Annotated in this window: 18 protein-coding genes; 10 read left to right on the forward strand and 8 right to left on the reverse strand. The window is 68.2% G+C overall.

Annotation, left to right across the window (positions count from 1 at the left end):
• Positions 1-73 precede the first annotated feature (73 nt).
• Complete coding sequence (locus tag S2M10_RS01045; protein WP_168844445.1) at positions 74-1,459, forward strand: sorbosone dehydrogenase family protein; 1,386 nt, start codon at positions 74-76, stop codon at positions 1,457-1,459.
• Between the two features lie 15 nt (positions 1,460-1,474).
• Here the strand turns inward: S2M10_RS01045 and S2M10_RS01050 are convergent, their stop codons facing one another.
• The 3 genes from S2M10_RS01050 to S2M10_RS01060 are packed head-to-tail and all read right to left on the reverse strand — an operon-like array spanning position 1,475 to position 3,038.
• The gene (locus S2M10_RS01050) at positions 1,475-1,780 is read right to left on the reverse strand and encodes a polyhydroxyalkanoic acid system family protein (RefSeq protein WP_211090799.1); all 306 of its coding nucleotides are present in this window, start codon (positions 1,778-1,780) and stop codon (positions 1,475-1,477) included.
• Entirely contained in the window at positions 1,777-2,193 is a 417-nt protein-coding gene (locus S2M10_RS01055; protein ID WP_168844446.1) for a VOC family protein, read from the reverse strand. Before S2M10_RS01055 ends, S2M10_RS01050 begins: the two co-directional genes overlap by 4 nt.
• Before the next feature lie 47 nt (positions 2,194-2,240).
• Complete coding sequence (locus S2M10_RS01060; protein WP_348770504.1) at positions 2,241-3,038, reverse strand: aspartyl/asparaginyl beta-hydroxylase domain-containing protein; 798 nt, start codon at positions 3,036-3,038, stop codon at positions 2,241-2,243.
• Positions 3,039-3,240: 202 nt separating this feature from the next.
• Between S2M10_RS01060 and S2M10_RS01065 the strand changes: the two genes are divergently transcribed.
• Complete coding sequence (locus tag S2M10_RS01065; protein ID WP_247650543.1) at positions 3,241-6,090, forward strand: M16 family metallopeptidase; 2,850 nt, start codon at positions 3,241-3,243, stop codon at positions 6,088-6,090.
• 57 nt (positions 6,091-6,147) lie between these two features.
• Here S2M10_RS01065 and S2M10_RS01070 read toward each other — a convergent pair whose 3' ends face one another.
• The 5 genes from S2M10_RS01070 to S2M10_RS01090 form a co-directional block, all read right to left on the reverse strand.
• Complete coding sequence (locus S2M10_RS01070; RefSeq protein ID WP_348770505.1) at positions 6,148-7,326, reverse strand: aminotransferase class V-fold PLP-dependent enzyme; 1,179 nt, start codon at positions 7,324-7,326, stop codon at positions 6,148-6,150.
• Positions 7,327-7,406: 80 nt separating this feature from the next.
• The gene (locus tag S2M10_RS01075; RefSeq protein ID WP_168844449.1) at positions 7,407-9,782 is read right to left on the reverse strand and encodes a TonB-dependent receptor; all 2,376 of its coding nucleotides are present in this window, start codon (positions 9,780-9,782) and stop codon (positions 7,407-7,409) included.
• A 131-nt stretch (positions 9,783-9,913) separates the two neighbouring features.
• Positions 9,914-11,698, reverse strand: coding sequence for an AMP-dependent synthetase/ligase (locus S2M10_RS01080; protein WP_168844450.1), 1,785 nt, complete (start codon positions 11,696-11,698; stop codon positions 9,914-9,916).
• Positions 11,699-11,745: 47 nt separating this feature from the next.
• Positions 11,746-13,464 carry a gamma-glutamyltransferase gene (ggt, locus tag S2M10_RS01085; RefSeq protein WP_211090801.1) on the reverse strand — a complete coding sequence of 573 codons (1,719 nt, stop codon included), beginning with the start codon at positions 13,462-13,464 and terminating at the stop codon, positions 11,746-11,748.
• Between the two features lie 39 nt (positions 13,465-13,503).
• Positions 13,504-14,481 (reverse strand): quinone-dependent dihydroorotate dehydrogenase, encoded by a 978-nt coding sequence (locus S2M10_RS01090; protein ID WP_247650544.1) that lies wholly within the window; start codon positions 14,479-14,481, stop codon positions 13,504-13,506.
• A 238-nt stretch (positions 14,482-14,719) separates the two neighbouring features.
• On the opposite strand from S2M10_RS01090, the gene S2M10_RS01095 reads away from it, so the two are divergent.
• From S2M10_RS01095 to S2M10_RS01130, 8 genes are all read left to right on the forward strand, one after another.
• A complete protein-coding gene (locus S2M10_RS01095) occupies positions 14,720-15,652 on the forward strand; it encodes a helix-turn-helix domain-containing protein (RefSeq protein ID WP_168844452.1) in 933 nt (310 codons plus the stop codon).
• A gap of 43 nt (positions 15,653-15,695) precedes the next feature.
• A complete protein-coding gene (locus tag S2M10_RS01100; protein ID WP_168844453.1) occupies positions 15,696-16,208 on the forward strand; it encodes an SUF system Fe-S cluster assembly regulator in 513 nt (170 codons plus the stop codon).
• The gene (sufB, locus tag S2M10_RS01105; RefSeq protein ID WP_168844454.1) at positions 16,208-17,671 is read left to right on the forward strand and encodes a Fe-S cluster assembly protein SufB; all 1,464 of its coding nucleotides are present in this window, start codon (positions 16,208-16,210) and stop codon (positions 17,669-17,671) included. The genes S2M10_RS01100 and sufB overlap by 1 nt, the downstream gene beginning before the upstream one ends.
• A gap of 91 nt (positions 17,672-17,762) precedes the next feature.
• Positions 17,763-18,182 carry a hypothetical protein gene (locus S2M10_RS01110; RefSeq protein WP_168844455.1) on the forward strand — a complete coding sequence of 140 codons (420 nt, stop codon included), beginning with the start codon at positions 17,763-17,765 and terminating at the stop codon, positions 18,180-18,182.
• A gap of 5 nt (positions 18,183-18,187) precedes the next feature.
• Positions 18,188-18,931: a Fe-S cluster assembly ATPase SufC gene (gene sufC, locus S2M10_RS01115; RefSeq protein WP_168844456.1), complete on the forward strand. Its 744-nt coding sequence runs from the start codon at positions 18,188-18,190 to the stop codon at positions 18,929-18,931.
• The gene (locus S2M10_RS01120) at positions 18,928-20,010 is read left to right on the forward strand and encodes a SufD family Fe-S cluster assembly protein (RefSeq protein WP_348770506.1); all 1,083 of its coding nucleotides are present in this window, start codon (positions 18,928-18,930) and stop codon (positions 20,008-20,010) included. The genes sufC and S2M10_RS01120 overlap by 4 nt, the downstream gene beginning before the upstream one ends.
• Before the next feature lie 133 nt (positions 20,011-20,143).
• Entirely contained in the window at positions 20,144-21,358 is a 1,215-nt protein-coding gene (locus S2M10_RS01125; RefSeq protein ID WP_168844457.1) for a cysteine desulfurase, read from the forward strand.
• Entirely contained in the window at positions 21,355-21,822 is a 468-nt protein-coding gene (locus S2M10_RS01130) for an SUF system Fe-S cluster assembly protein (protein WP_168844458.1), read from the forward strand. The genes S2M10_RS01125 and S2M10_RS01130 overlap by 4 nt, the downstream gene beginning before the upstream one ends.
• Positions 21,823-21,840: the final 18 nt, after the last annotated feature.

Raw genomic sequence — 21,840 nt, forward strand, 5'->3', positions numbered from 1 at the left:
CGGCGTGCGCGAAGTCAAGGCGGCACCGCAGAATCGCATTGGCTTCGGCGGTGCGGCCCCTTATCGCTGGCGCATGCTCAAGCGCCTTCTGATCGCCCTCGCCCTTCTCCTCGTCGCCGGCGGAGCCGCCTGGTACTGGCTCAGCCGTCCGGACATCGCCACGTTGCCCGAGATCGCCGTCACCGGCCGGGCGCCGGAGATCAGCGCGCCGCGCTACCAGAATATCCCGACCACGGGGGTCGCCAAGGCGGTCGGCTGGCCCGCTGGGGCCACCCCCAAGGCGGCGGCGGGCCTGAAGGTGCAGGCCTTCGCGGACAAGCTCGAACACCCGCGCTGGCTGTACCAGCTGCCCAATGGCGACATTCTGGTCGCCGAGAGCAATTCGCCGCCGCGGGCCAAGGGCGGCATCACCGGCTGGGTGATGGGCATCCTCATGAACAAGGCCGGCGCGGGCGTCGCCTCGGCCAATCGCATCACGCTGCTGCGCGACAGCAATGGCGACGGTGTGGCCGACATGCGGACCGTGTTCCTCACCGGGCTCAATTCGCCCAGCGGCATGGTGCTGGTGAACGGGTCGCTCTACGTCGCCAACACCGATTCGCTGGTCCGCTACCCCTATCTCGACGGCCAGACCAAGATCACCGCCGCGCCGCAGAAGATCCTGTCGCTGCCCGGCGGCGGCAATCACTGGGCGCGCAACGTGGTGGCGTCGCTCGACGGCAAGAGCCTGTTCGTCAGTGTCGGTTCGGCATCGAACATCGCCGAGGACGGGCTGGAGGCGGAAGGGCCGATCTACAGCGCCGACAGTCCGGCGCAGATGGCCGCCGCCGCTGCGCAGCCGACCAACCGCGCGGTGATCCTCGAGGTCGATCCCGAGCGCAAGACCAGCCGCATCTTCGCCTGGGGTATCCGCAATGCCAATGGCATGGCGTTCGAGCCCAAGACCCAGGCGCTGTGGGCCGTGGTCAACGAGCGCGACATGCTCGGCTCGGACATGCCGCCGGATTATCTGAGCCGGGTTGATCTCGGCGCCTTCTTCGGCTGGCCCTGGCAATATTGGGGCGGCTATGAGGACAAGCGCGTCGAGCCGGGCCGCCCGGACCTGCGCGAATATGTCCGCCGGCCCGATTTCGCGCTGGGCGCGCACACCGCGCCGCTCGGGCTGACCTTCGCGGACGGTGCGCGGCTGGGTGGTTCCTATGCGAACGGCGCGTTTGTCGGCCTGCACGGCTCGTGGAACCGCCAGCCCCCCTCGGGCTACAAGGTCGTGTTCGTGCCGTTCGGCGACAACGGCTTTCCCGCCAAGGGCGCCAAGCCGAGCGACGTGCTGACCGGCTTCCTCAACGCCAAGGGCGAGGCGCAGGGTCGCCCGGTCGCGGTGATCACCGGCGCGGGCGGCGCGCTGCTGGTGGCGGACGATGTCGGCAACACGATCTGGCGGGTGAGCGCAGGCCGCTGACCCGTCGCTGGCCCCTCAGGCGAGCAGCCGGGGGCCTTCCTTCGCCAGCATCTCGCGGACCTTACCGGCGAACAGCGCGAGCATGCCGGGCAGCGCGATCTCGGCATGGACCTGCGCGTCCTGCACGTCGAGCCGGCTGATCACCTGCTGGCCCATCGCCGCCACGGTGAAGTGGAGGCTGTCGCCTTCCCAGCGATGCTCGACGGTGGCGCCGCCCGGGATCTTGTCGGCCAGCCGGCCGATCTTCGAATCGATCCGCGCCCGCGCGCCCTCGCGGCCGAGCTGGTGCGGAATGTCGACGCTGATCGTCTGCGGGATCATTTCGCAAATACCATGGTGTCATCGGCGAACGCCTTGAATTCCAGCGCGTTCCCGCTCGGGTCGCGGAAGAACATCGTCGCCTGCTCGCCCACCTGGCCCTGGAAGCGGATGTGGGGGGCGATGCCGAAGGCAATGCCGGCCGCCTCCAGCTTGGCGGCGAGCGCGTGCCAGTCGTCCATCGTCAGCACGACGCCGAAATGCGGCACGGGGACGTCATGGCCGTCGACCGGGTTGGTGGTCGCGACCGGCTTCGCGGCAGGGTCCAGGTGCGCCACGATCTGGTGGCCGAACAGGTCGAAGTCGATCCACTGCGCGGAGGAGCGGCCCTCGGGGCAGCCGAGCAGATCGCCGTAGAAGGCACGCGCGGCGGCGAGATCATGGACCGGAAAGGCGAGATGGAAGGGGCGCGGCATGGCCCCAGGTCTAGCTTCGCGGCGGCCGCGCGACAATGTCGCAATCGTCAGGCGTCTGCCGGCATTTCGCCGCGATGCCAGCGGCAGAGATTGGCCCGCGCCTCCTGCACGAAGGCCGAGCGGCGCAGCACGCCGAGCAGCGCGTCGGCGATCCAGCGGCCGGGATTGCGCAAGGGGCGGCGGAACTGGATCAGCAGCACGATGCGGGTATGGGCGCTGTCGTTCCATACCTCGTGATCATAGGTGTCGTCGAACACCAGGGTCTCGCCCTCCGCCCAGCGGACGGTGCGGTTGCCGATCCGCATCCGCACATCGCCGTCACGCGGCACGACCAGTCCCAGATGGCAGGTGATCAGCCCCTTGGTAACGCCGCGATGCGCCGGGATATGCGTGCCGGCTTCGAGGATGGAGAACATCGCGCTGTTCAGCCCCGGCACCTGTTCGATCAGCCGCGAGGTGTGCGGGCAGCGCGCCAGATTCTCGTCGACACGATAGCCATAGCCCCAGAGGAACAGGCTGCGCCATTTGCCGAGCGGCGCGATCGCGCGGTGATCGGGGGAGATGGCGGCCAGCGACGGCGCCCCCGGCCGGGTGGCGATCGCGGCGATCGCCTCGTCCCGGATCGCTTCCCAGTCCGCGCGCAACGCCGCAGTCCAGGCGAAGGCGCGCATGTCGAGAACCGGCGCATTCGGCACCAGCGAGGAGGCGGCGATCAGCCGGTCCAAGGTGCCGCGCAGATGCTTGCCCCAGCGCAGCAGTAGCGGGCGGGGACGCAGGCAAGAATCGGCGCGGGGGGCGCTTTCGCCCGTCTGCCCGATCGGCGTCTCGCTGGCGACAATGTCCACGCGCAACTTCCCCGCACCTTTCGCGTTGGGCCCGAACTTCGGTGCTGCAACGCAACAATCTCCAGCGCCGGTCTAGGCGTTCACTTGGGTCCAAAACATGGCGGGTCCATGGATTCTTGTGGCGTACATCCGGCAGAAAGGTTGCCGGTGGCATGCCGCGCCACTCGCCTCTAGAAAGGGCTTCATGTTCTCACGTCCGCGCATGCCGCGCTTCGCCCTGCTCCTCCTCGCACTTGCTGCCCCGTCGCTGCCCACCCCGGTGCTGGCGCAAGGCCGGCCCGAGGGGGTTCAGACCGCCGAGGATCCCTGGCTCTACAAGGGCAGCGACCTCGTCCATGACGACAAATGGAAGTTCGGACGGCTTTCCAACGGCGTGCGCTATGCGGTGCGCAAGAATGGCGTGCCGCCGGGGCAGATTTCGATCCGGGTGCGGATCGACGCCGGCTCGCTGATGGAGCGCGACTCGGAACGCGGCTTCGCCCATCTGCTCGAACATCTCAGCTTTCGCGGCTCGACCTATGTGCCCGACGGCGATTCGAAGCGGGTCTGGCAGCGCCTGGGCGTCACCTTCGGTTCGGACAGCAACGCCGCGACAACGTTCATCAGCACGACCTACAAGCTCGACCTGCCCAACGCGACGCCCGAGGGGCTGGACGAGAGCTTCAAGATCCTCTCCGGCATGATGGCCAATCCGGCGATCACGCAAGCCTCGCTCACCGCCGAGCGCCCGGTGGTGCTGGCTGAAGGCCGTGAGCAGCCCGCGCCGCAGAAGCGGATGCAGGACGCGCTCTACCAGCTGATCTTCGCCGGCCAGCCGCTCGCCGATCGCGAGCCGATCGGCACGGTGGAGGCGCTCAACGCCGCCACGCCGGCCAGCGTCCAGGCGTTCCACGATCGCTGGTATCGCCCCGAACGCGCCACGGTGATCGCGATCGGCGATGTCGATCCGGCGGTGCTCGAGGCGATGATCAACAAATATTTCGCGAGCTGGCAGGGCAAGGGCGAGGCGCCCAAGACCCCCGATTTCGGCAAGCCCGAGGCCGATCATCCGATCGCCGCCAGCATCGTCGAGCCGGCGCTGCAGCCGGTGGCGCTGATGGCGATCGTGCGGCCCTGGACCGTCTATGCCGACACGGTGATCTTCAACCAGAAGCGCATGATCGACATGGTGGCGATCCGCATCCTCAACCGCCGCCTCGAATCGCGGGCGCGCTCGGGGGCGTCGTTCATCGGCGCGGGCGCGGATCTCGACGATATCGCCCGCTCGGCCAATGTGACCACGCTTACCGTGCTGCCGACCGGCGAGGATTGGGAGAGCGCGCTCCGCGACGTGCGCGCCACTGCCGCCCAGCTGATGGCCGCCCCGCCGAGCCAGGCCGAAATCGACCGCGAGCTCGGCGAGATCGATGCGGTGATGCGCAACCGCATCGCCACCGCGCCGGTCGAATCGGCGGTGTCGCTGGCCGACGACCTCGTCCAGGCGGTCGACATCAACGAGACGGTGACGACGCCCGAAGCCTCCTACGCGATCTTCAAGGGCGCGATCGCCGCGCGCATGTTCACGCCGGCCGCCGTGCAGGCCTCGGCGAAGAAGGTGTTCGAGGGGACCGCGACACGCGCGCTGGTCAACACCCACGCCCCCGATCCCGACGTGGTCCGCAAGGTGACCACCGCGCTGCAGGCGGACGTCAAGGCGGCGGCGATGAAGCGTCGCACGCTCAACGTGAAGTTCGACCAGCTGCCGCGCATCGGTGCGCCCGGCAAGGTGGTCGAGCGCAAGCGCGTCGACCCCGATCTCGCGATCGACCAGGTGACCTATGCGAACGGCGTCAAGCTGCTGATGCGTGAGGATACGTCCGAGACCGGCAAGGTGTGGGTGAACATCCGCTTCGGCCGCGGCCTGCGCGCGCTGCCGGGCGACAAGCGCGTGCCGGGCTGGGCGGGCAAGACCGCGCTGATGGCCAGCGGCATCGGCAAGTTCGGCCAGGAGGAGCTCGACGCGCTGACCGGCAACCGCCAGATCGGTCTCGGCTTCGACATCGAGGAGGACGCCTTCGTCTTCCAGGCGCAGACCAACAAGGAGGATCTGGCCGACCAGCTCCGCCTGTTCGCGACCAAGCTGGCCGCGCCTGGCTGGGACCCCAATCCGATCACCCGCGCCAAGGCGGCGACGCTCGCCTCCTATGCCGGCCTCTCGGCCTCGCCCGACGCCGTGCTCGGCCGCGATCTCGACGCGCTGCTCCACGACGGCGACCCGCGCTGGGGCGTGCCGAGCCGCGAGGAAGTGTCGGCGCTGACCCCCCAGGCATTCCGCGCATTGTGGGAGCCGCTGCTCCAGACCGGCCCGATCGAAGTCGAGATTTTCGGCGACATGAATGCCGATGCGACGGTGCAGGCGGTGGCGGCAAGTTTCGGCGCGCTCAAGCCCCGGGCCGACGGCAAGGAAAGCGGTGCCCCGGTGCGCTTTCCCGCGCATGTCGCAACGCCCGTAGTGCGCACGCACACCGGCGCGGTGGACCAGGCCGCGGCGGTGATCGCCTGGCCCACCGGCGGCGGCAGCGCAGGCCTACCCGAAAGCCGCAAGCTCGAGATCCTGACCGCGGTGTTCCGCGACCGGCTGATCGAGCAGCTGCGCATCCAGGCGGGCGTGAGCTATTCGCCCAATGTGATGAGCGACTGGCCGCTGGGTCTGCCGAGCGGGGGCAAGATCGCCGCCCTCGGCATGGTGCCGCCGGACAAGACCGACTTCTTCTTCAAGCTCGCCCGCGCCATCGCGGCCGACCTGACGGCGAAGCCGATCGATGCCGACGAGCTCAACCGCGCACTGACCCCGCTCAAGCAGCAGCTGCTGCGCATGTCGAGCGGCAACATGTTCTGGATGAGCCTGGTCGAGGGGGGCACCCAGGATCCGGCGCGGATCGCGGGCATGCGCAGCCTTGCCAGGGACTATGCGGCGACCACGCCGGCCGAGCTGCAGGCGCTGGCGGCCAAGTATCTGCGGCCGGACAAGGACTGGACCATGGTGGTGCTGCCGGAGAAGGCGGCGAAGTAGCGCCGGCACGGCGAAGACAGGCCGGGGGCGAGCGGATCGCCGCCGGCCTTTTTCGTATCAGCCGTGCGCGAAGCGGACGATATCGGGCAGTGCGTCGGCGAGGCGGTCCATGTCGGCCATGCTGTTGAACAGCGCGGGCGTCACGCGCACGCAGGCGCCGCCGGCGATGCCGTCGCGGTGCACGGTGAAGATTTTGTGCTGGTCGAGCAGTCGCGCCGCGAGCCTGGCATTGGCCGCGCTGCTCGTCACCCCGCGCACCCTGAACGAGGTGATGGCGCCGTGCGAGCCCGGATCGTCGGGCGTCAGCACCTCGATCCCGTCGACCTGCCGCGCGCGTGCCACCCAGCGGTCGCGCAGCGCGCGCAGACGAGCAGCACGGCGTGCGCTCCCGATCGCCTGCTGGAAGGCGAGCGCCGCCGGCACGGTGAGGCTCGCGGCGAAGTCATAGGTGCCGAGATGCACCTTGGAGAACAGCGTGTCGGGGCCGCCCGCAGCGTTCGCCGGGTGCCGATCGATCTTGTCGAGCGCGCCCTTCCGGACGTGCAAAAACCCCACGCCCAGCGACGCGCCGAGCCACTTGTGTCCGTTGATCGCGACGAAGTCGCAGTCGAGATCGGGCACCGCGAAATCGAGTTGGCACCAGCTGTGCGCCGCATCGACGATCACGTCCGCGCCCTTCGCCCGCGCCAGCGCCGCGATCTCGCGCACCGGCAGCACCAGCCCGGTGCGGTGGCTGAGATGGGTGAGCAGGATCAACTTGAGCCGCGGGTTTGCCGCAAGCGCCGCGGCATAGGCATCGATCACCGCCCGGGCGGTGGCGGGTTCGGGCAGGGTGATCTTCACCAGCTGCACGCCGCGCGTGCAGGCGAGGCTGGCCATGCAGGCCTGGGCACTGTCGTAATCGAGATCGGCGATCAGCACCGCGTCACCCGGCTGCAGCCGGTTATAGCCGAGGATCAGCGTCTCCAGCGCTTCGGTGGCGTTGCGGGTGAGGACCAGCTCGTCCGGCCCCACGCCCATCGCCGCCGCCGCCTGGTCGCGCACCGCTACCAGATCCTTGTTCATCCCCCGCCGGGCATAGAAGCTGGTATCGCGGTTCACCCGGGCGAGCTGTTCCTGATAGGCGGCGAAGACGAGGCGGGGCATCATGCCCCAGTTGCCGTTCTCCAGCTGGACCACGTCCGCTGGCGGCGTGAACTGTGCCGCGATGCCGCGCCAATAGGGATCGTCATCCATCGCCCACGCTCCGCTGGAAAGGCCGAGGGCGGGGAGCGCAATTCCCCCCGCGAGAAGCGAACGACGATCCATAGGGTGCATCAGAAGCGCAGCTCCAGCCGGCCGTAATATTGGCCGCCATCGGTATCATAGGGGGCGTTGCGCGAGTAGATCAGGCCGCGATTGGCCTGGTTGGTCGCCTCGGCCGGATAGGTATCGAACAGGTTTTCGGCGCCCGCGCGCAGCGTCAGCGCCTTGGTGACGCGGACGCTGACCGAGGCATCGAACAGCGCGATACCGCCGAAACGCTGGAACAGTTCGCCGGTCGCATTGCCGGTCACATCGGTCCAGGCGCCATAATAGCGGCCGCGCAGCATCACGCCCACCCGGCCGAGGTCGTAGTTGAACGTGCCGGTGGCGTTGTGCTGCGGCAGCCGCTCCTGGAAGATCCGGCGCTGGGTGGCGTTGGCGATCGCGGCGCTGTTGCCGCTGCGCACGCGCGTCTGGTTGTAGTTATAGGCGAGGCTGAGGTTCGCCTTGCCGGGCCCGACCGGCCGCGCATAGCTCACCACCACGTCGACGCCGCGGGTGCGGGTGTCGAAGTCGTTGGTGAAATAGCTGACCGAGGTGAAGCGATCGGGGTTGGCGAAGGCCGCCGGCACCGCGAAGGTGGCCGACTGGCCGAAGCGATCGTCGACGTCGATCTGGTAGAGGTCCACCGTCGCGCCAAGGCCGAAATCGGTCTGGCCGACAAGGCCGGCGGTCAGCGTGCGCGACTTTTCCGGCTTGAGCGGCTTGGCGCCGAGCGCCACCGCGATCGGATCGGTCGGCGACAGCCGGCCCTGGTTGAACACTTGCAGCGTGCGCGTGTCGAGGCCCTGGGTCACCTGGCGGGTGTTGAGCTGCGCCGGCGTCGGCGCGCGGAAGCCGGTCGAATAGGTCAGCCGCGCGGCGAGGCCGTGCACCGGCTCGAAGCGGCCGGCGAGCTTGTAGGTGAAGGTGTCGCCGAACGCCGAGAAATCCTCGTAGCGGCCCGCCGCGCCCAGCGTCACCTTTTCGATCGGCGCCCATTCGAGATCGACATAGCCCGCATAGCTGCGCTGGCTCCACTGGCCCGCCTGGGCCGGGCTGAAGCCGGGGAAGCCGTTCGCATTGGGCGCAAGGCCGGTGGCTGCACCCGGGCCGACCGCGTAGGAGGCGGGATCGCCAACGCCGACCCGATAGGTCTCGACGCGCCGCTCGCCGCCAAAGGCGATGTTCAGCGGATCGCCCATGCCCACCGGCAGGCGATAGACGAAGTCGGCGTTGAGGTTGAACTCGCGCTGGGTCAGCCGGCCGAGATAGAAGCTGGTCGGGCTGTTCGGGCCCAGCGAGGCGTTGAGGCTCTCGCCCAGCGTATAGTCGATCCGGCTTTCGCCCTGCGACACGCTGAGATCATAGTGGAACCGGTCGCTGGCATCGCCGCGCAGCCCGCCCACTGCCTGATGGTCGGCGAAGCGCGTGCCGAAGCGCGGGGTGAAGCCGGCGGGATAGAGGCGGGTGAAGGAGAAGCCCGGAAAGGCGCTGCTCGCGCCATAGACCGAGGCGGTGCCCACCGGATTGCGCCAGTTGAAATCGGTGACGCCTTCGCTGCTCTGCGCGACGCCGAAGGCATAGACCGTGGCACCCTCCACCAGGTCATACTGCGCGTTGACCGATCCGGCGATCCGCTCCTGATCGGGCTGGCCCCAGCGCTGCACCGGGTTGGGCACGGCGAGCGTCGGGTTGGCGGCCTGGAAGGCGATGGCGTCGGGGCGCTGGCGGGTGCGCGAGGTCGCCTCGGCATGGTCATACTGGCCGGTGAAGACGATCGAGCCGCGATCGCCCAGCGCGATGCCGCCGCGCAGGCCGCCCTGATATTCGTTGCCGTCGCCCACATAATAGCTGGAGGCCTGGCCGAACACCGCCATGCCCGGCTTGTCGTCGAGCAGCAGGTTGATCACGCCGGCGATCGCGTCCGAGCCATATTGCGCCGAGGCGCCGTCGCGCAGCACCTCGACCCGGCCGATGCCGTGCGTCGGGATGCCGGCAAGGTCGGGCGCCTGCGCGCCGCGCGTGCCGAGCAGCGCCGAACGGTGGAATCGCTTGCCGTTGATCAGCACCAGCGTCTGGTCGGCGGAAAGGCCGCGCAGGCTTGCCGGGCGGACAAAGGCCTGGCCGTCGGCCGCCGGGAGGCGCTGGACGTTGAACGAGGGCAGCAGCTGCGCCAGCGTGTCGTTGAGGTCGCCCGAAACGCTCGACTCGAGCATCGCGTTCGACAGCACGTCGACGGGGGCCAGCGTATCGAACTGGGTGCGGGCGCGCTCGCGGGTGCCGGTGACGACGATCTGCTCGCCGCTGTCCGGTACGGCGGCGGCATCGGTCTGCGCCTGGGCGAAGGCGGCGGGCATGCAGGCGAGCTGCAGCGCGACGAGCGCGCTGCCGGTGCGGAAATTCATCGGTGTCCCCTTGGTGGCCGGGGCGTCCTGCGGGACGCTTCTCAGCTCCGGCCGCTAGGCGCGGGCGATGACGCCCGCGCTACGCTACCAAGACGATTTGATGAAATACCAATTCAAGGCCAATCCGCGGGTCAGTAGAGGTCGTCCAGCCGCGTGCCATAGGCGGCCTTCAGCACGTGTCGGCGGATCTTCATGCTGGGCGTCAGCTGCTCGTTCTCGATGGTGAAGGCCTCGTCCGCCAGGATGAACTTGCGCACCCGCTCGATCACCGATAGGTCGCGGTTCACCCGCTCCACCGCGGCACCGATCGTCGCCTTGAAATCGGCGTCGCGCGAGAGGTTGCGGAACTTGCACGGCGTCGCGGTCTTGGCGCAGAATTCCTGCACCCATTCGGGATCGGGCACGATCACCGCGGTCATGTAGGGCCGCTTGTCGCCATAGATCATCGCCTGCAGGATCTCGGGCTGGAGCGTCAGCATGCCCTCGATCTTCTGGGGCGAGACATTGTCGCCCTTGTCGTTGACGATGATGTCCTTCTTGCGATCGGTGATCTTGATGCGGCCCTTGGCGTCGATCTCGCCAATGTCGCCTGTGTGGAGCCAGCCGTCCTTGAGCACGCGTTCGGTCTCGGCCTCGTTGCGCCAATAGCCGTGCATGACCAGCTCGCCGCGCACCAGGATCTCGCCATCCTCGGCAATTTTCACCTCGACGTCTTCCATCGGCGGGCCGACCGTGTCCATCTTCAGGCCCACCTTGGGCCGGTTGCACGAGATGACCGGCGCGGACTCGGTCTGCCCATAGCCCTGGAGAAAGGTGAGGCCGAGCGATTCGAAGAAGATGCCGACCTCGGGATTGAGCGGCGCGCCGCCCGAGACCAGCGCCTTGATCCGCCCGCCGAAGCGCTTGGCCAGCTTGGGGCGCAGCGTGGCGTTGAGCAGCAGGTTCATCGGCGCGTCGGTGATGCCGGACTTGCCCGCTGCCTTGCGCCCGCCGATCGCCACCGCCTTTTCGAGCAGATAGCTGGCGAAGTTGCCCTGCTTCTCCACCTGCTTGGTGATTCGGGTGCGCAGCACCTCGAACAGCCGCGGCACCACGACCATGATTGTGGGGCGTACTTCCTCGATGTTGGAGGCGAGCTTCTCCAGCCCTTCTGCATAATAAATCTGCCCGCCCAGCGCGATCGGGAAGAACTGCCCGCCGGTATGCTCATAGGCGTGGGACAGCGGAAGGAAGGAGAGGAACACCTCGTCCTCCCAGCCGAAATCCTCCGCGATGATCGTGGTACAGCCCTGGCAATTGTGCAGGATCGCGCCGTGATGCTGCATCACGCCGCGCGGCGATCCGCCGGTGCCGCTGGTGTAGATGATGCACGCCAGATCCTCGCGCCGGAACGTCGCCTGCGCGGCGGCGCTGGCGGCATCGCCGGGATGCGCGGCGATCAGTTCGCGGAAGTCGTGGACCTCCAGCGTACCTTGCTGGCCGAGCCGGACCTCGTCAATGCCGATCACGATCCGCCCCGAGGACGAGCGGAGCATCGCCGGCAACAGCGTCTTGGCGAGCTTGGTGTTCGAGACGATCACCGCGCAGGCGCCGGAATTTTCCAGGATGTGCTGGTGATCGCGCTCGGTGTTGGTGGTGTAGGTCGGCACCGTCACGCAGCCGGCCGCCATGATCGCGAGATCGCTGATGCAGAATTCGGGACGATTCTCGCTGACCAGCATCACCCGGTCACCCGGCTTCAGGCCCAGCGCCTTCAGTGCCGAAGCGAGGCTTGCCACCTGTCGGGCGGCTTCCGCCCAGCTGGTCGGGTGCCACTGCCCGTTCGCCTTGTGCCACAGGAAGGGCGCGTCACCCTTCTCCTCGGCCCGGCGGAAGAACATCGTCACCAGATTATCGAAATGTTCGAGCTTGCGCATTCTCTCTCCCCAGCGAGCGCCGCCTGTTTGCCTGCGTGCGTCCCGCGTCATTCCGAGGGGCGGTTGGGCGTTGCGCCCACCCGCCGTATAACCGCTGTCGTGCCGTCCTGCTCCATCGCCACGCCTTCGCTGCGCGGATCCGCGGCGCCGACCCAGCGCCCGCCGACCCGCTCGATGGCATTGGCCTTGAGCCCCAGCGGCGCCGAACGCACGTCTTCGCCCAATGCACGCAGCGACGGCACCAGCATATCGAGCTGGGTGCCCTGTTCGGCAATGCCGGTCTTGCCCGGAGCGTAGAGCAGGCCGAGCCCGATCGCGTCCTGCGCGGACAGTTTCCAGTCGATCACCCCGATGATCGCCTTGGCGACCTGCGCGATGATCGTCGAGCCGCCCGCCGCGCCGACCGCGAGCCGCACCTTGCCGTCCGGGCCGAACACGATCGTCGGCGCCATCGAGCTGCGCGGCCGCTTGCCGCCTTCGACCCGGTTGGCGACCAGCGCGCCGTTCTTGACCGGCACGATGTCGAAATCGGTCAACTGGTTATTGAGGATCATGCCGTCCACGGTCAGGCCCGATCCAAAGGGACCCTCCACCGTCGTGGTGACCTCGACGACGTTGCCCGCGCCGTCCGCCACCGCGAGATCGGTGGTGCCGGCGACTTCCTGCACCGTTGCCGGCACGCGCCGGGGCGCCCCTGGCGGTGTGCCGGCGGCGACGCTCGCCATCGTGCGGGCGGGATCGATCAGCGCCGAACGGCCGGCGACATAGCGACGGTCGAGCAGGCCCTTTAGCGGCACGTCCACGAAATCCGGATCGCCGAGATACAGGTCACGATCGGCATAGGCGAGCCGCGAGCTCTCCGCGAACAGATGCCAGGCGGTTGCCGAATCCTTGCCGAGCCCGGCCATGTCGAAGCGTTCGAGCTGGGCCAGGATCAGCAGCACGGTGATGCCGCCCGAGGAGGGCGGGCCCATCGAGCAGATCTTGTAGCCGCGATAATGCCCGCACAGCACCGGCCGCGCCTTGGCATCATAGGCGGCGAGGTCGCCGGGGGTCATCTTCGACGGGTTGCGCGCCGCGCCGTTCACCGCCGCGACCAGCTTTGCCGCCTGCGGGCCGACATAGAAGCTGTCCGGCCCCTGCGCTGCAATGCGTTCCAGCAGCGCGGCCTGTTCCGGATTGCGGACCCTGGTGCCCGCCGGCAGCGGCTTGCCATCGCCGCCGAAGAACAGCGCGCGATAGGAGGGATCGACATGGCCGGAGAAGCGGGCGAGCGAATTGTTGAGCCGGGGCGTCACCTCGAATCCGTCGCGGGCCAGGCGGATCGCCGGGCCGAACAGTCTCGCCCAGGCGAGCTTGCCCGATTTGGCATGCGCCAGCGCCATCGCGCGCACCGCGCCCGGCACGCCGACGCTGCGCCCGCCCGGCACCGCCGCGAAATGGCTGAGCGGCTTGCCGGCGCCATCGTAGAACCAGTGGTCGTCGGCCGCCATCGGCGCGGCTTCGCGACCGTCCACCGTCGTCGTGGCGCGAGTCCTGGCGTCGTACAGGATCAGGAAACTGCCGCCGCCCAGCCCCGAGCTCTGCGGCTCGACCACGCCCAGTGCCAGCATCGTGGCGATTGCCGCGTCGGTGGCGCTGCCGCCTGCGCGCAGGATCTCGACGCCCGCCGCCGCGGCGCGGGGATCGGCCGCGCTCACCATGCCCTGGGCATGGGCGAGCAGCGGCGTGAACAGGAGGAATAGCAGCGCGACCGTCTTCTTCATCGCGCTAGGCGTAACGCGCTTTGCCGGGGAGGCAAGCGGTCAGGCGAATGCCTTCGCGATGCTGCGTGCCAGACCGGGCCCGTGATAGACCAATGCCGAATAGACCTGCACCAGCACCGCGCCCGCGTCGATCCGGCGCCTGGCCTCGTCCGGCCCGTCGATGCCGCCCGCCGAGATCAGCGGCAGCTGTCCTTCGGAGATGGCGCGCGTTTCGATGAGCTTGGCACGGGCGAGGTCCTTGAGCGGCTTGCCCGACAGCCCGCCTGACTCGTTCGCCCGGCTCGATGCGAGCGGCGGGCGCGAGATGGTCGTGTTGGAGACGATCAGCGCATCGACATGGTTGTCGATGGCGGCCCGCACCACGCCCTCCAGCCCGGCGCGATCCAGATCGGGCGCGATCTTCAGGAAAAGGGGGGTGCTGCCGCGCGCCGCATCTGCCGCCGCCAGCAGCTCGTCGAGCGCGGGCCGCGACTGCAGGTCGCGCAGGCCCGGGGTGTTGGGCGAACTGACGTTGATGGTGACATAGTCCGCGTGGGGCGCCCCCTTGCCGACGCCGATCGCATAATCGGCAACCCGGTCCGTCGAATCCTTGTTGGCGCCGACATTGATTCCCAGCACCCCCGGACCCCAGCGCAACCCCGCGATCCTAGCGAGGGCCGCATCGATGCCGCCATTGTTGAAGCCCATGCGGTTGATGACCGCCTCGTCTTCGACGAGTCGGAACAGCCGGGGGCGGGGATTGCCCGGCTGCGGCTTCGGCGTCAGCGTGCCGACCTCGACCGCGCCGAAGCCCAGCCCGAACAGTCCGGCGATCGCCTCCGCGTCCTTGTCGAGCCCCGCTGCGACGCCGACGATGTTTGGAAACGTCAGTCCGGCGATCGTCACGGGACGGCCGTGTTCAGGGCCGCCCGCGAACGGCGTACCTGCCTTGCCCCACAAGGCGAGCGCGCGAATCGCGGCGCGATGCGCCTGTTCGGCATCGAGCGAAAAGATCGCCTTCCGAAGAATCTTGCTCATACGCACGCTCATGCATTGCGAGGCAAACGTCGTCAAAGGGCCGGATGTCGATTCCGTACAAGACCGGGGCTCCCGAATCGGGTAGAGCATCCCTGCGACCCGAGGGGTTCCGCTTAACGGGGGGAACCCTTTCCTTAGGGCCCGACCGGGCAACCGGTCGGGCCTCTTTTCCGTTGCGCTTTTCGCGCAGGCATGCTCCAGCTGTGCGACAAACCGAAGCACGGGGGATCAGCTTCGCATGCGTGGCGCCGCAGAGGGCCAGGTGGCGACGGCAACGCGCAGGAGCGCCGGGGCACGCCAACCTTTTCACATCCGCTTTCAGCCGTCCACCGGGCGGCTGATACCCCATGTCGAAAGCTTCTATCTCGCCCATATCGATGCGTCGCGCATCGAAGGCGTCGAGCGTTTCGATCTCGGCCAGTGGCGCTTCTGCCTGGAGGGCGGGGGCAGCGTCACCTTCCCGGACGGCCATTGCGAGACGACGCACAGGGTGACGGTCAACGGGCCGGGCACCGCGCACTGGACCTATCGCCTGGAGGGTCCCTTTCGCTGCTTCGGCCTGTCGCTGCGCGGCATCGGCTGGCGCACGCTGATCGGCCGCCCGGCGGATCAGGTCGCCGATCGGCTGGTCGACGGCAGCGAGATCTTTGGGCCGGAGGTGCAGGACCTGTACACCCGCCTCTGCGCGCTCGAGTCTCTGGAAGCGATGGTGGCTGCCGTCGAACCGCTGCTCCTTCGTCGCCTGGATTCCGCCCGGCGCGTGCCGACCGCGCATATCGCGTTTCTGCGCATCGTCCGCGAATGGGCGGCCTCGGGCGATCCCGCGATCGAGGCGCTGTACGAGGCGATGGAAGCGGAAACCGGCATGGGGCAGCGCCAGGTGCAGCGGCTGTGCAAGGAATATTTCGCGGGCCCGCCCAACCATCTGCGCCGCAAGTTCCGCGCGATCGGCGCGGCGATGCGCATCCATCAGGGCGCGCCGCTGGCCGAGGTGATGGCGCCCTTCGCCGATCAGTCGCACATGATCAACGAGATCAAGCATTTCACCGGCCAGACGCCGGGCCTGCTGCGCGACGGCATCGATCCGGTGCTCGCCGCCACGCTGGAGAATGAGAAGTTCCACTTTCTCCCCGATGTGATCCCCGAGACAGTTGACCTGAGCGGTCGCTGAGCCCACATGCCCAATCGGATCAACTTTGTCCGATTGGGAGTCGATGCGTCTTTCGAGCCTTGCCGACTATGCCGTGGTGATGCTGGCCGCTGCCGCGCGCCAGTGCGGCGCGTCGTGCCGGCTCAACGCGACGCTGCTCGCCAACGAAACGGGCCTGCCGCTGCCGACCGTGCAGAAGCTGGTCAGCAAGCTCTCTGCCGCCGGCCTGATTGAAAGCGCCCGCGGCACCGGCGGCGGCTTCCGGCTCGCGCGGCCGCCTGCGGCGATCAGCCTGGCTGACATCGTCGAGGCGATCGAGGGGCCGATCGCCCTCACCGTGTGCGTCGATTCGACCCGGCATGACTGTGCCGTCGAAGGGAATTGCCGGGTGAAGCCGCATTGGGGTGTCGTGAGCGACGCGGTGCGCTCGGCGCTCGCGCAGGTCAGCCTCGCCAGCCTCAGCAATCCCCCGGCGCTTGCGGGGCTCGCCTCGCCGGTGCATGGGCTCGCGCCTTCCGCTTCCGACCTTTCTTCTCCTTCTCCGGTGCTTGCCGGGGAAAGCCAGGTATCTTTCTGATGGCCACCAAGAATGCCGAGGCGCTCGCCGCCGCGAACAAGAAATATGAATGGGGCTTCGCCTCGGACGTCGAACAGGAGTTCGCGCCCAAGGGGCTGAGCGAGGATACCGTCCGCTACATCTCGGCCAAGAAGAACGAGCCCGAATGGATGCTCGACTGGCGGCTCAAGGCGTTCCGCCTGTGGCAGACGCTGGAGGCGCCGGACTGGGCCAAGCTCGACGTGCCGCCGATCGACTATCAGGATGCGTATTACTACGCCGAGCCCAAGCAGAAGAAGACGATCGCCAGCCTCGACGAGCTCGATCCGGAAATCCGCCGGACCTATGAGAAGCTCGGCATCCCGATCGAGGAGCAGAAGGTGCTCGCCGGCGTCGAGGGCGCGCGCAAGATCGCGGTCGATGCGGTGTTCGACAGCGTGTCGGTCGCCACGACCTTTCGTGCCGAGCTCAAGGCGGCGGGCGTGATCTTCCTGTCGATCAGCGAGGCGATCCGCGAATATCCCGAGCTGGTCCAGAAATGGCTGGGCAAGGTGGTGCCGCAGCGCGACAATTATTTCGCGACGCTCAACAGCGCGGTCTTTTCCGACGGCACCTTCGTCTATGTGCCGGAGGGCGTGCGCTGCCCGATGGAGCTCTCCACCTATTTCCGCATCAATGCGGAGAATACCGGCCAGTTCGAGCGCACGCTGATCGTTGCCGACAAGGGCGCGTACGTCTCGTACCTCGAAGGCTGCACCGCCCCGATGCGCGACGAGAACCAGCTGCACGCCGCGGTGGTGGAACTGGTCGCGCTCGACGATGCCGAGATCAAATATTCGACCGTGCAGAACTGGTATCCGGGCGACGAGAACGGCAAGGGCGGCATCTACAATTTCGTCACCAAACGCGCGCTGTGCCAGGGCCGCAATTCCAAGGTGAGCTGGACCCAGGTTGAGACCGGCTCGGCGATCACCTGGAAATACCCCAGCTGCGTGCTCGCGGGCGAGAACAGCGTCGGCGAATTCTATTCGGTGGCGGTGACCAACAATCGCCAGCAGGCCGATACCGGCACCAAGATGATCCATCTCGGCAAGGGCAGCCGATCGACCATCGTGTCGAAGGGCATCTCGGCCGGGCGCAGCGACAACACCTATCGCGGGCTGGTCCGCGTGGCGGCGAGCGCGGAGAATGTCCGCAACTTCACCCAGTGCGACTCGCTGCTGCTCGGCGACCAGTGCGGCGCGCACACGGTGCCGTACATCGAGGTGAAGAACCCCAGCGCCCAGATCGAGCATGAGGCGACCACGAGCAAGATCAGCGACGACCAGCTGTTCTACGCGCTCCAGCGCGGGCTGGACCAGGAGGCCGCCGTGGCGCTGATCGTCAACGGCTTCGCGCGCGAGGTGCTGCAGCAGCTGCCGATGGAGTTCGCGGTCGAGGCGCAGAAGCTGCTCGGCATTTCGCTGGAAGGGTCGGTGGGGTGAGCTGTCCCACCGCCGCCGCTCAGCCTGCGCTCATGTCGGCTGATGTACTGAGGACGCAGGGCCGCGTTCCGCGCCCGCAGGAGTATATTGGATGTTGAACGCCCTTCTTGCCGCAGCCTTCGCCCTTCAGGGCGGCGTCGCGATCGACAGCGCGGCCCAGTTCGGTGCGGCGACCAACCATGCGCGCTGCATCGTTCGCGCGATCGGCACGGCGCCGGCGAACGCAGGCGCGCGCCAAGCCAAGGTGGCCGGCGCGATCAAGCAGTGCCGCGATTTCCTCGATTCGGACTTCCAGGCCGGTCGCCTGCTGCTCAACGACCGGCCCTACCAGCCGAGTGCATGGCGCAAGCTGACTCCGGTGCTCGACAAGGTCGAGGCCGACATCAAGGCCAGCGTCACCGCGCCCAAACAATACAAGATCATGTGGAAGCTGTCCGACGGCTCGCTGGTCGATGCCTATGACGCGGGCGCCCAGCCCAAGACCCTCTCTCTCGTGACCGTGGCGATCTGAACCCGATGCTGAACATCCAGAACCTGCATGCCGAAATCGACGGCAAGGAAATCCTCAAGGGCCTGACCCTGTCGCTGAACGCGGGCGAAGTGCACGCGATCATGGGGCCCAACGGCGCCGGCAAGTCGACGCTGGGCTATGTCCTTGGTGGCCGGGGCGGCTATGCGGCGACCAGCGGCAGCGTCGATTTTGACGGGCAGGATCTGCTGGAACTTGAGCCGCACGAGCGCGCCGCCGCCGGCCTGTTCCTCGGCTTCCAGTACCCGGTCGAGATCCCCGGCGTGTCCAACGTCCAGTTCCTGCGCGAGGCGGCCAATGCCCAGCGCCGCCACCGCGGCGAGGCGCCGCTCTCGGGCGCCGAGTTTCTCAAGCTGGCGCGTGCCCAGGCGGCGGCACTCGGCATGGACGCCGAGATGCTCAAGCGGGCGGTGAATGTCGGCTTCTCGGGCGGCGAGAAGAAGCGCAACGAGATGGTGCAGATGGGCATCCTCAACCCCAAGCTCGCCATCCTCGACGAGACCGACAGCGGCCTCGACATCGACGCGCTGAAGGCGGTCGGCGAGGGCATCAACCGCATCATGCGCGCGCCCGACAAGGCGGTGCTGCTGATCACCCACTACCAGCGCCTGCTCGATTATGTGCAGCCGGACTTCGTCCATGTGCTCGCCGATGGCCGCATCGTGCGTTCGGGCGGGCCGGAACTGGCGCACGAGCTCGAGCGCGAAGGCTATGGAGCGCTGGCAGCGTGATCGTGCTCGATCTTCCCACGAAGCGGCAGGAGGCGTGGCGCTGGTCCGACATGGACGCGCTGCGCGCAGCGGCCGAAAGCCCGCAGGCGACTTCGGGTGTCGATCCGGCGGACCTCTTCCTCGACATCGAAGGCCCGCGTCTGTGCTTCGTCGACGGCGTGTTCGCGCCCGCGCACAGCCGCCCCGGCCCCGTGGAAGTCACTCGCCAGATCGCTGCGACCGATCACCCGCTCGGCAGCCTCGCCGTGGGCGAGGGCTGGGCGCTGTACCTCGGCCCCGAACATGTCGCGACCTGCATCCAGATCGTCCATCTCGGCACTGGCGGCGAAAATCACGTGCCTGCTCGCATCCTGCTGGCCGACGATGCCGTCGCATCCGTGGTTGAGACCTATGCCGGCACCGGCTGGGCCAACCGGCTGACTGCGATCGCGCTCGGCAAGGGCGCGCGGCTGATGCGCTCGGTGCGGCTGGTGCAGACCGGCGGCTTCGTCTCGATCCGCGACGAGGCGGACGTGGGCGAGGCGGCGAGCTTGGTGTCGATCTTCCTCGGCGCCGGCGGCATGGGCAGCCGGATCGACGGCGCACTGACGCTCACCGGCAAGGGTGCGTTCGCCGAGATGGGCGGCGCGCTGCTCACCAGCGGGACGCAGCGCCAGGAAGCCGCGGTGGCAGTCCGCCACGAGCAGGTGGAGGGCACGTCGCGCCAGATCTGGCGTGCGGTGGCGGCCAACCAGTCGGCGGCCAGCCTCGCCGCGCGGGTGGAAGTCGCCCGCGGCGCGCAGCAGACCGATGGCGAACAGTCGCTGCGCGGGCTGCTGCTCCAGCGCACCGCGACGGTGAACCTGAAGCCCGAACTCGAAATCTTCGCCGACGACGTGAAGTGCGCCCACGGCGCGACGGTCGGCGAACTCGATCGCAACGCGCTGTTCTATCTGCAGAGCCGGGGTATCCCCGACGCGCAGGCCAAGGGGTTGCTGACGCACGCCTTCGTCGCGGATGCACTGGCGCGGATCGGCGAGGAACCGGTGCGCGAGGCGTTCGCCGCGGATGCGGCCAAGTGGCTGGAGGCGGCGCTGTGAGGATCGAGAGCTACACCGCCGTAAAGCCCCTCCCCTTCAGGGGAGGGGTTGGGGTGGGGGACTTCGCCCCCAGCCTTGGACTCGCTGGCTGGTCATGCCCCACCCCAACCCCTCCCCTGAAGGGGAGGGGCTTATGAACGGCGTGACCATCACCGCCGCCCCGCTCGACGTGCTTGCGGATTTCCCTGCGATCCCCGCCGGCTGGGCCTATCTCGACACCGCCGCCACCTCGCAAAAGCCGCGCCCGGTGCTCGATGCGATCGCGCGCGGCTATGGCGAGACCTATGCCACCGTCCATCGCGGCGTGTACCAGCGCTCGGCCGACATGACGCTCGCCTACGAGGCGGCGCGCGCCCGCGTGGCCAAGTTCATCGGCGGCAAGCCCGAGGAAGTGGTGTTAGTCCGCGGCGCGACCGAGGGGATCAACCTCGTCGCCCAGTGCTACGCCGCCAACCAGCTCCGGGCCGGCGACCGCATCCTGCTCTCCGCGCTCGAGCATCATTCGAACATCGTGCCCTGGCAGATGGCCGCCGAGAAGATTGGCGCCGAGATCGACGTGGTGCCGCTCACCGCCGACCACCGCATCGACCTCGACGCGATGGCCGCGATGCTGACCGATCGGCACAAGCTGGTGGCACTCGCCCATGTCTCGAACGTGCTCGGCTCTGTGCTCGACGTGCAGCGCGCGACCGAGCTGGCGCATGGCGTCGGTGCGAAGATCCTGATCGACGGCTGCCAGGCGGTTGCCCGGCTGCCGGTCAACGTCGCCGAGCTCGGCTGCGATTTCTACGTCTTCTCCGGCCACAAGCTCTACGGCCCGACGGGCATCGGCGTGCTGTGGGGCCGCTACGCGTTGCTCGATGCGATGCCCCCCTATCAGGGCGGCGGATCGATGATCGACCGGGTCAGCTTCGCCAGGACCACCTATGCCCCGCCGCCGGGCCGCTTCGAGGCGGGCACGCCGCATATCGTCGGCGTGGTCGGGCTGCATGCGGCCATCGATTATGTGGATGCCATCGGGCTGGACCGTATCCACGCGCACGAAACCGCGCTGGTGACCGAGACGCGCGCCGCCCTGTCCGGCATCAACAGCGTGCGGCTGTTCGGGCCGGCGGACAGCGCCGGCATCGTCAGCTTCGCGGTGGAGGGCGTGCACCCGCACGATGTTGCGACGATCCTCGACGAGGGCGCTGTCGCGATCCGCGCCGGGCATCACTGCGCCCAGCCGCTGATGGAGTTGCTGGAGGTCCCCGCCACCGCGCGGTCGAGCTTCGGCGTATATAACGGGCCGGCGGACGTCGCCGCGCTCGTGAAGGGTATCGAACGAGTGACGAGGATCTTCGGATGAACGAAGAACGCAGGATCGTGGTGGAAGAAGTCGACGCGGTCGAGGCGCCGCCCAAGGCGCGGATCGACGAAGTCGTCGAGCCCGCCGCCGAGCGCAAGCGCGACTATCTCTCCGGTTTCCTCTCGCAGAAGCCGGTCGAGCCGGGCGCCGGCGAGCCGGGCGGGCCGCTGTACGAGGCGGTGATCGAGGCGCTCAAGGAGATTTACGACCCCGAAATTCCGGTCAATCTCTACGACCTGGGGCTGATCTACGGCGTCGACATCACTGCGAACGGCCATGCCGCGATCACCATGACGCTGACGACGCCGCATTGCCCGGTCGCGGAATCGATGCCGGGCGAGGTCGAGCTCCGCGTGAGCGCGGTGCCGGGCATTGCCACCGCCGACGTCAACCTCGTCTGGGATCCGCCCTGGGACCCGCAGAAGATGAGCGACGAGGCGAAGCTGGAACTAGGGATGTTGTGACCCATCTAAGCCCCTCCC

The sequence above is a fragment of the Sphingomonas sp. S2M10 genome (genome assembly GCF_012650175.1).
Taxonomy (GTDB): domain Bacteria; phylum Pseudomonadota; class Alphaproteobacteria; order Sphingomonadales; family Sphingomonadaceae; genus Sphingomonas.

Bases quoted from the DNA above. Each gene is read 5' to 3' on its own strand.
- S2M10_RS01045 (WP_168844445.1), top strand. From the start codon at position 74: ATGCTCAAGCGCCTTCTGATCGCCCTCGCCCTTCTCCTCGTCGCCGGC.
- S2M10_RS01050 (WP_211090799.1), bottom strand. From the start codon at position 1,780: ATGATCCCGCAGACGATCAGCGTCGACATTCCGCACCAGCTCGGCCGC.
- S2M10_RS01055 (WP_168844446.1), bottom strand. From the start codon at position 2,193: ATGCCGCGCCCCTTCCATCTCGCCTTTCCGGTCCATGATCTCGCCGCC.
- S2M10_RS01065 (WP_247650543.1), top strand. From the start codon at position 3,241: ATGCCGCGCTTCGCCCTGCTCCTCCTCGCACTTGCTGCCCCGTCGCTG.
- S2M10_RS01070 (WP_348770505.1), bottom strand. From the start codon at position 7,326: ATGGATGACGATCCCTATTGGCGCGGCATCGCGGCACAGTTCACGCCG.
- S2M10_RS01075 (WP_168844449.1), bottom strand. From the start codon at position 9,782: ATGAATTTCCGCACCGGCAGCGCGCTCGTCGCGCTGCAGCTCGCCTGC.
- S2M10_RS01080 (WP_168844450.1), bottom strand. From the start codon at position 11,698: ATGCGCAAGCTCGAACATTTCGATAATCTGGTGACGATGTTCTTCCGC.
- ggt (WP_211090801.1), bottom strand. From the start codon at position 13,464: ATGAAGAAGACGGTCGCGCTGCTATTCCTCCTGTTCACGCCGCTGCTC.
- S2M10_RS01090 (WP_247650544.1), bottom strand. From the start codon at position 14,481: ATGAGCAAGATTCTTCGGAAGGCGATCTTTTCGCTCGATGCCGAACAG.
- S2M10_RS01095 (WP_168844452.1), top strand. From the start codon at position 14,720: ATGCGTGGCGCCGCAGAGGGCCAGGTGGCGACGGCAACGCGCAGGAGC.
- S2M10_RS01100 (WP_168844453.1), top strand. From the start codon at position 15,696: ATGCGTCTTTCGAGCCTTGCCGACTATGCCGTGGTGATGCTGGCCGCT.
- sufB (WP_168844454.1), top strand. From the start codon at position 16,208: ATGGCCACCAAGAATGCCGAGGCGCTCGCCGCCGCGAACAAGAAATAT.
- S2M10_RS01110 (WP_168844455.1), top strand. From the start codon at position 17,763: ATGTTGAACGCCCTTCTTGCCGCAGCCTTCGCCCTTCAGGGCGGCGTC.
- sufC (WP_168844456.1), top strand. From the start codon at position 18,188: ATGCTGAACATCCAGAACCTGCATGCCGAAATCGACGGCAAGGAAATC.
- S2M10_RS01125 (WP_168844457.1), top strand. From the start codon at position 20,144: ATGAACGGCGTGACCATCACCGCCGCCCCGCTCGACGTGCTTGCGGAT.
- S2M10_RS01130 (WP_168844458.1), top strand. From the start codon at position 21,355: ATGAACGAAGAACGCAGGATCGTGGTGGAAGAAGTCGACGCGGTCGAG.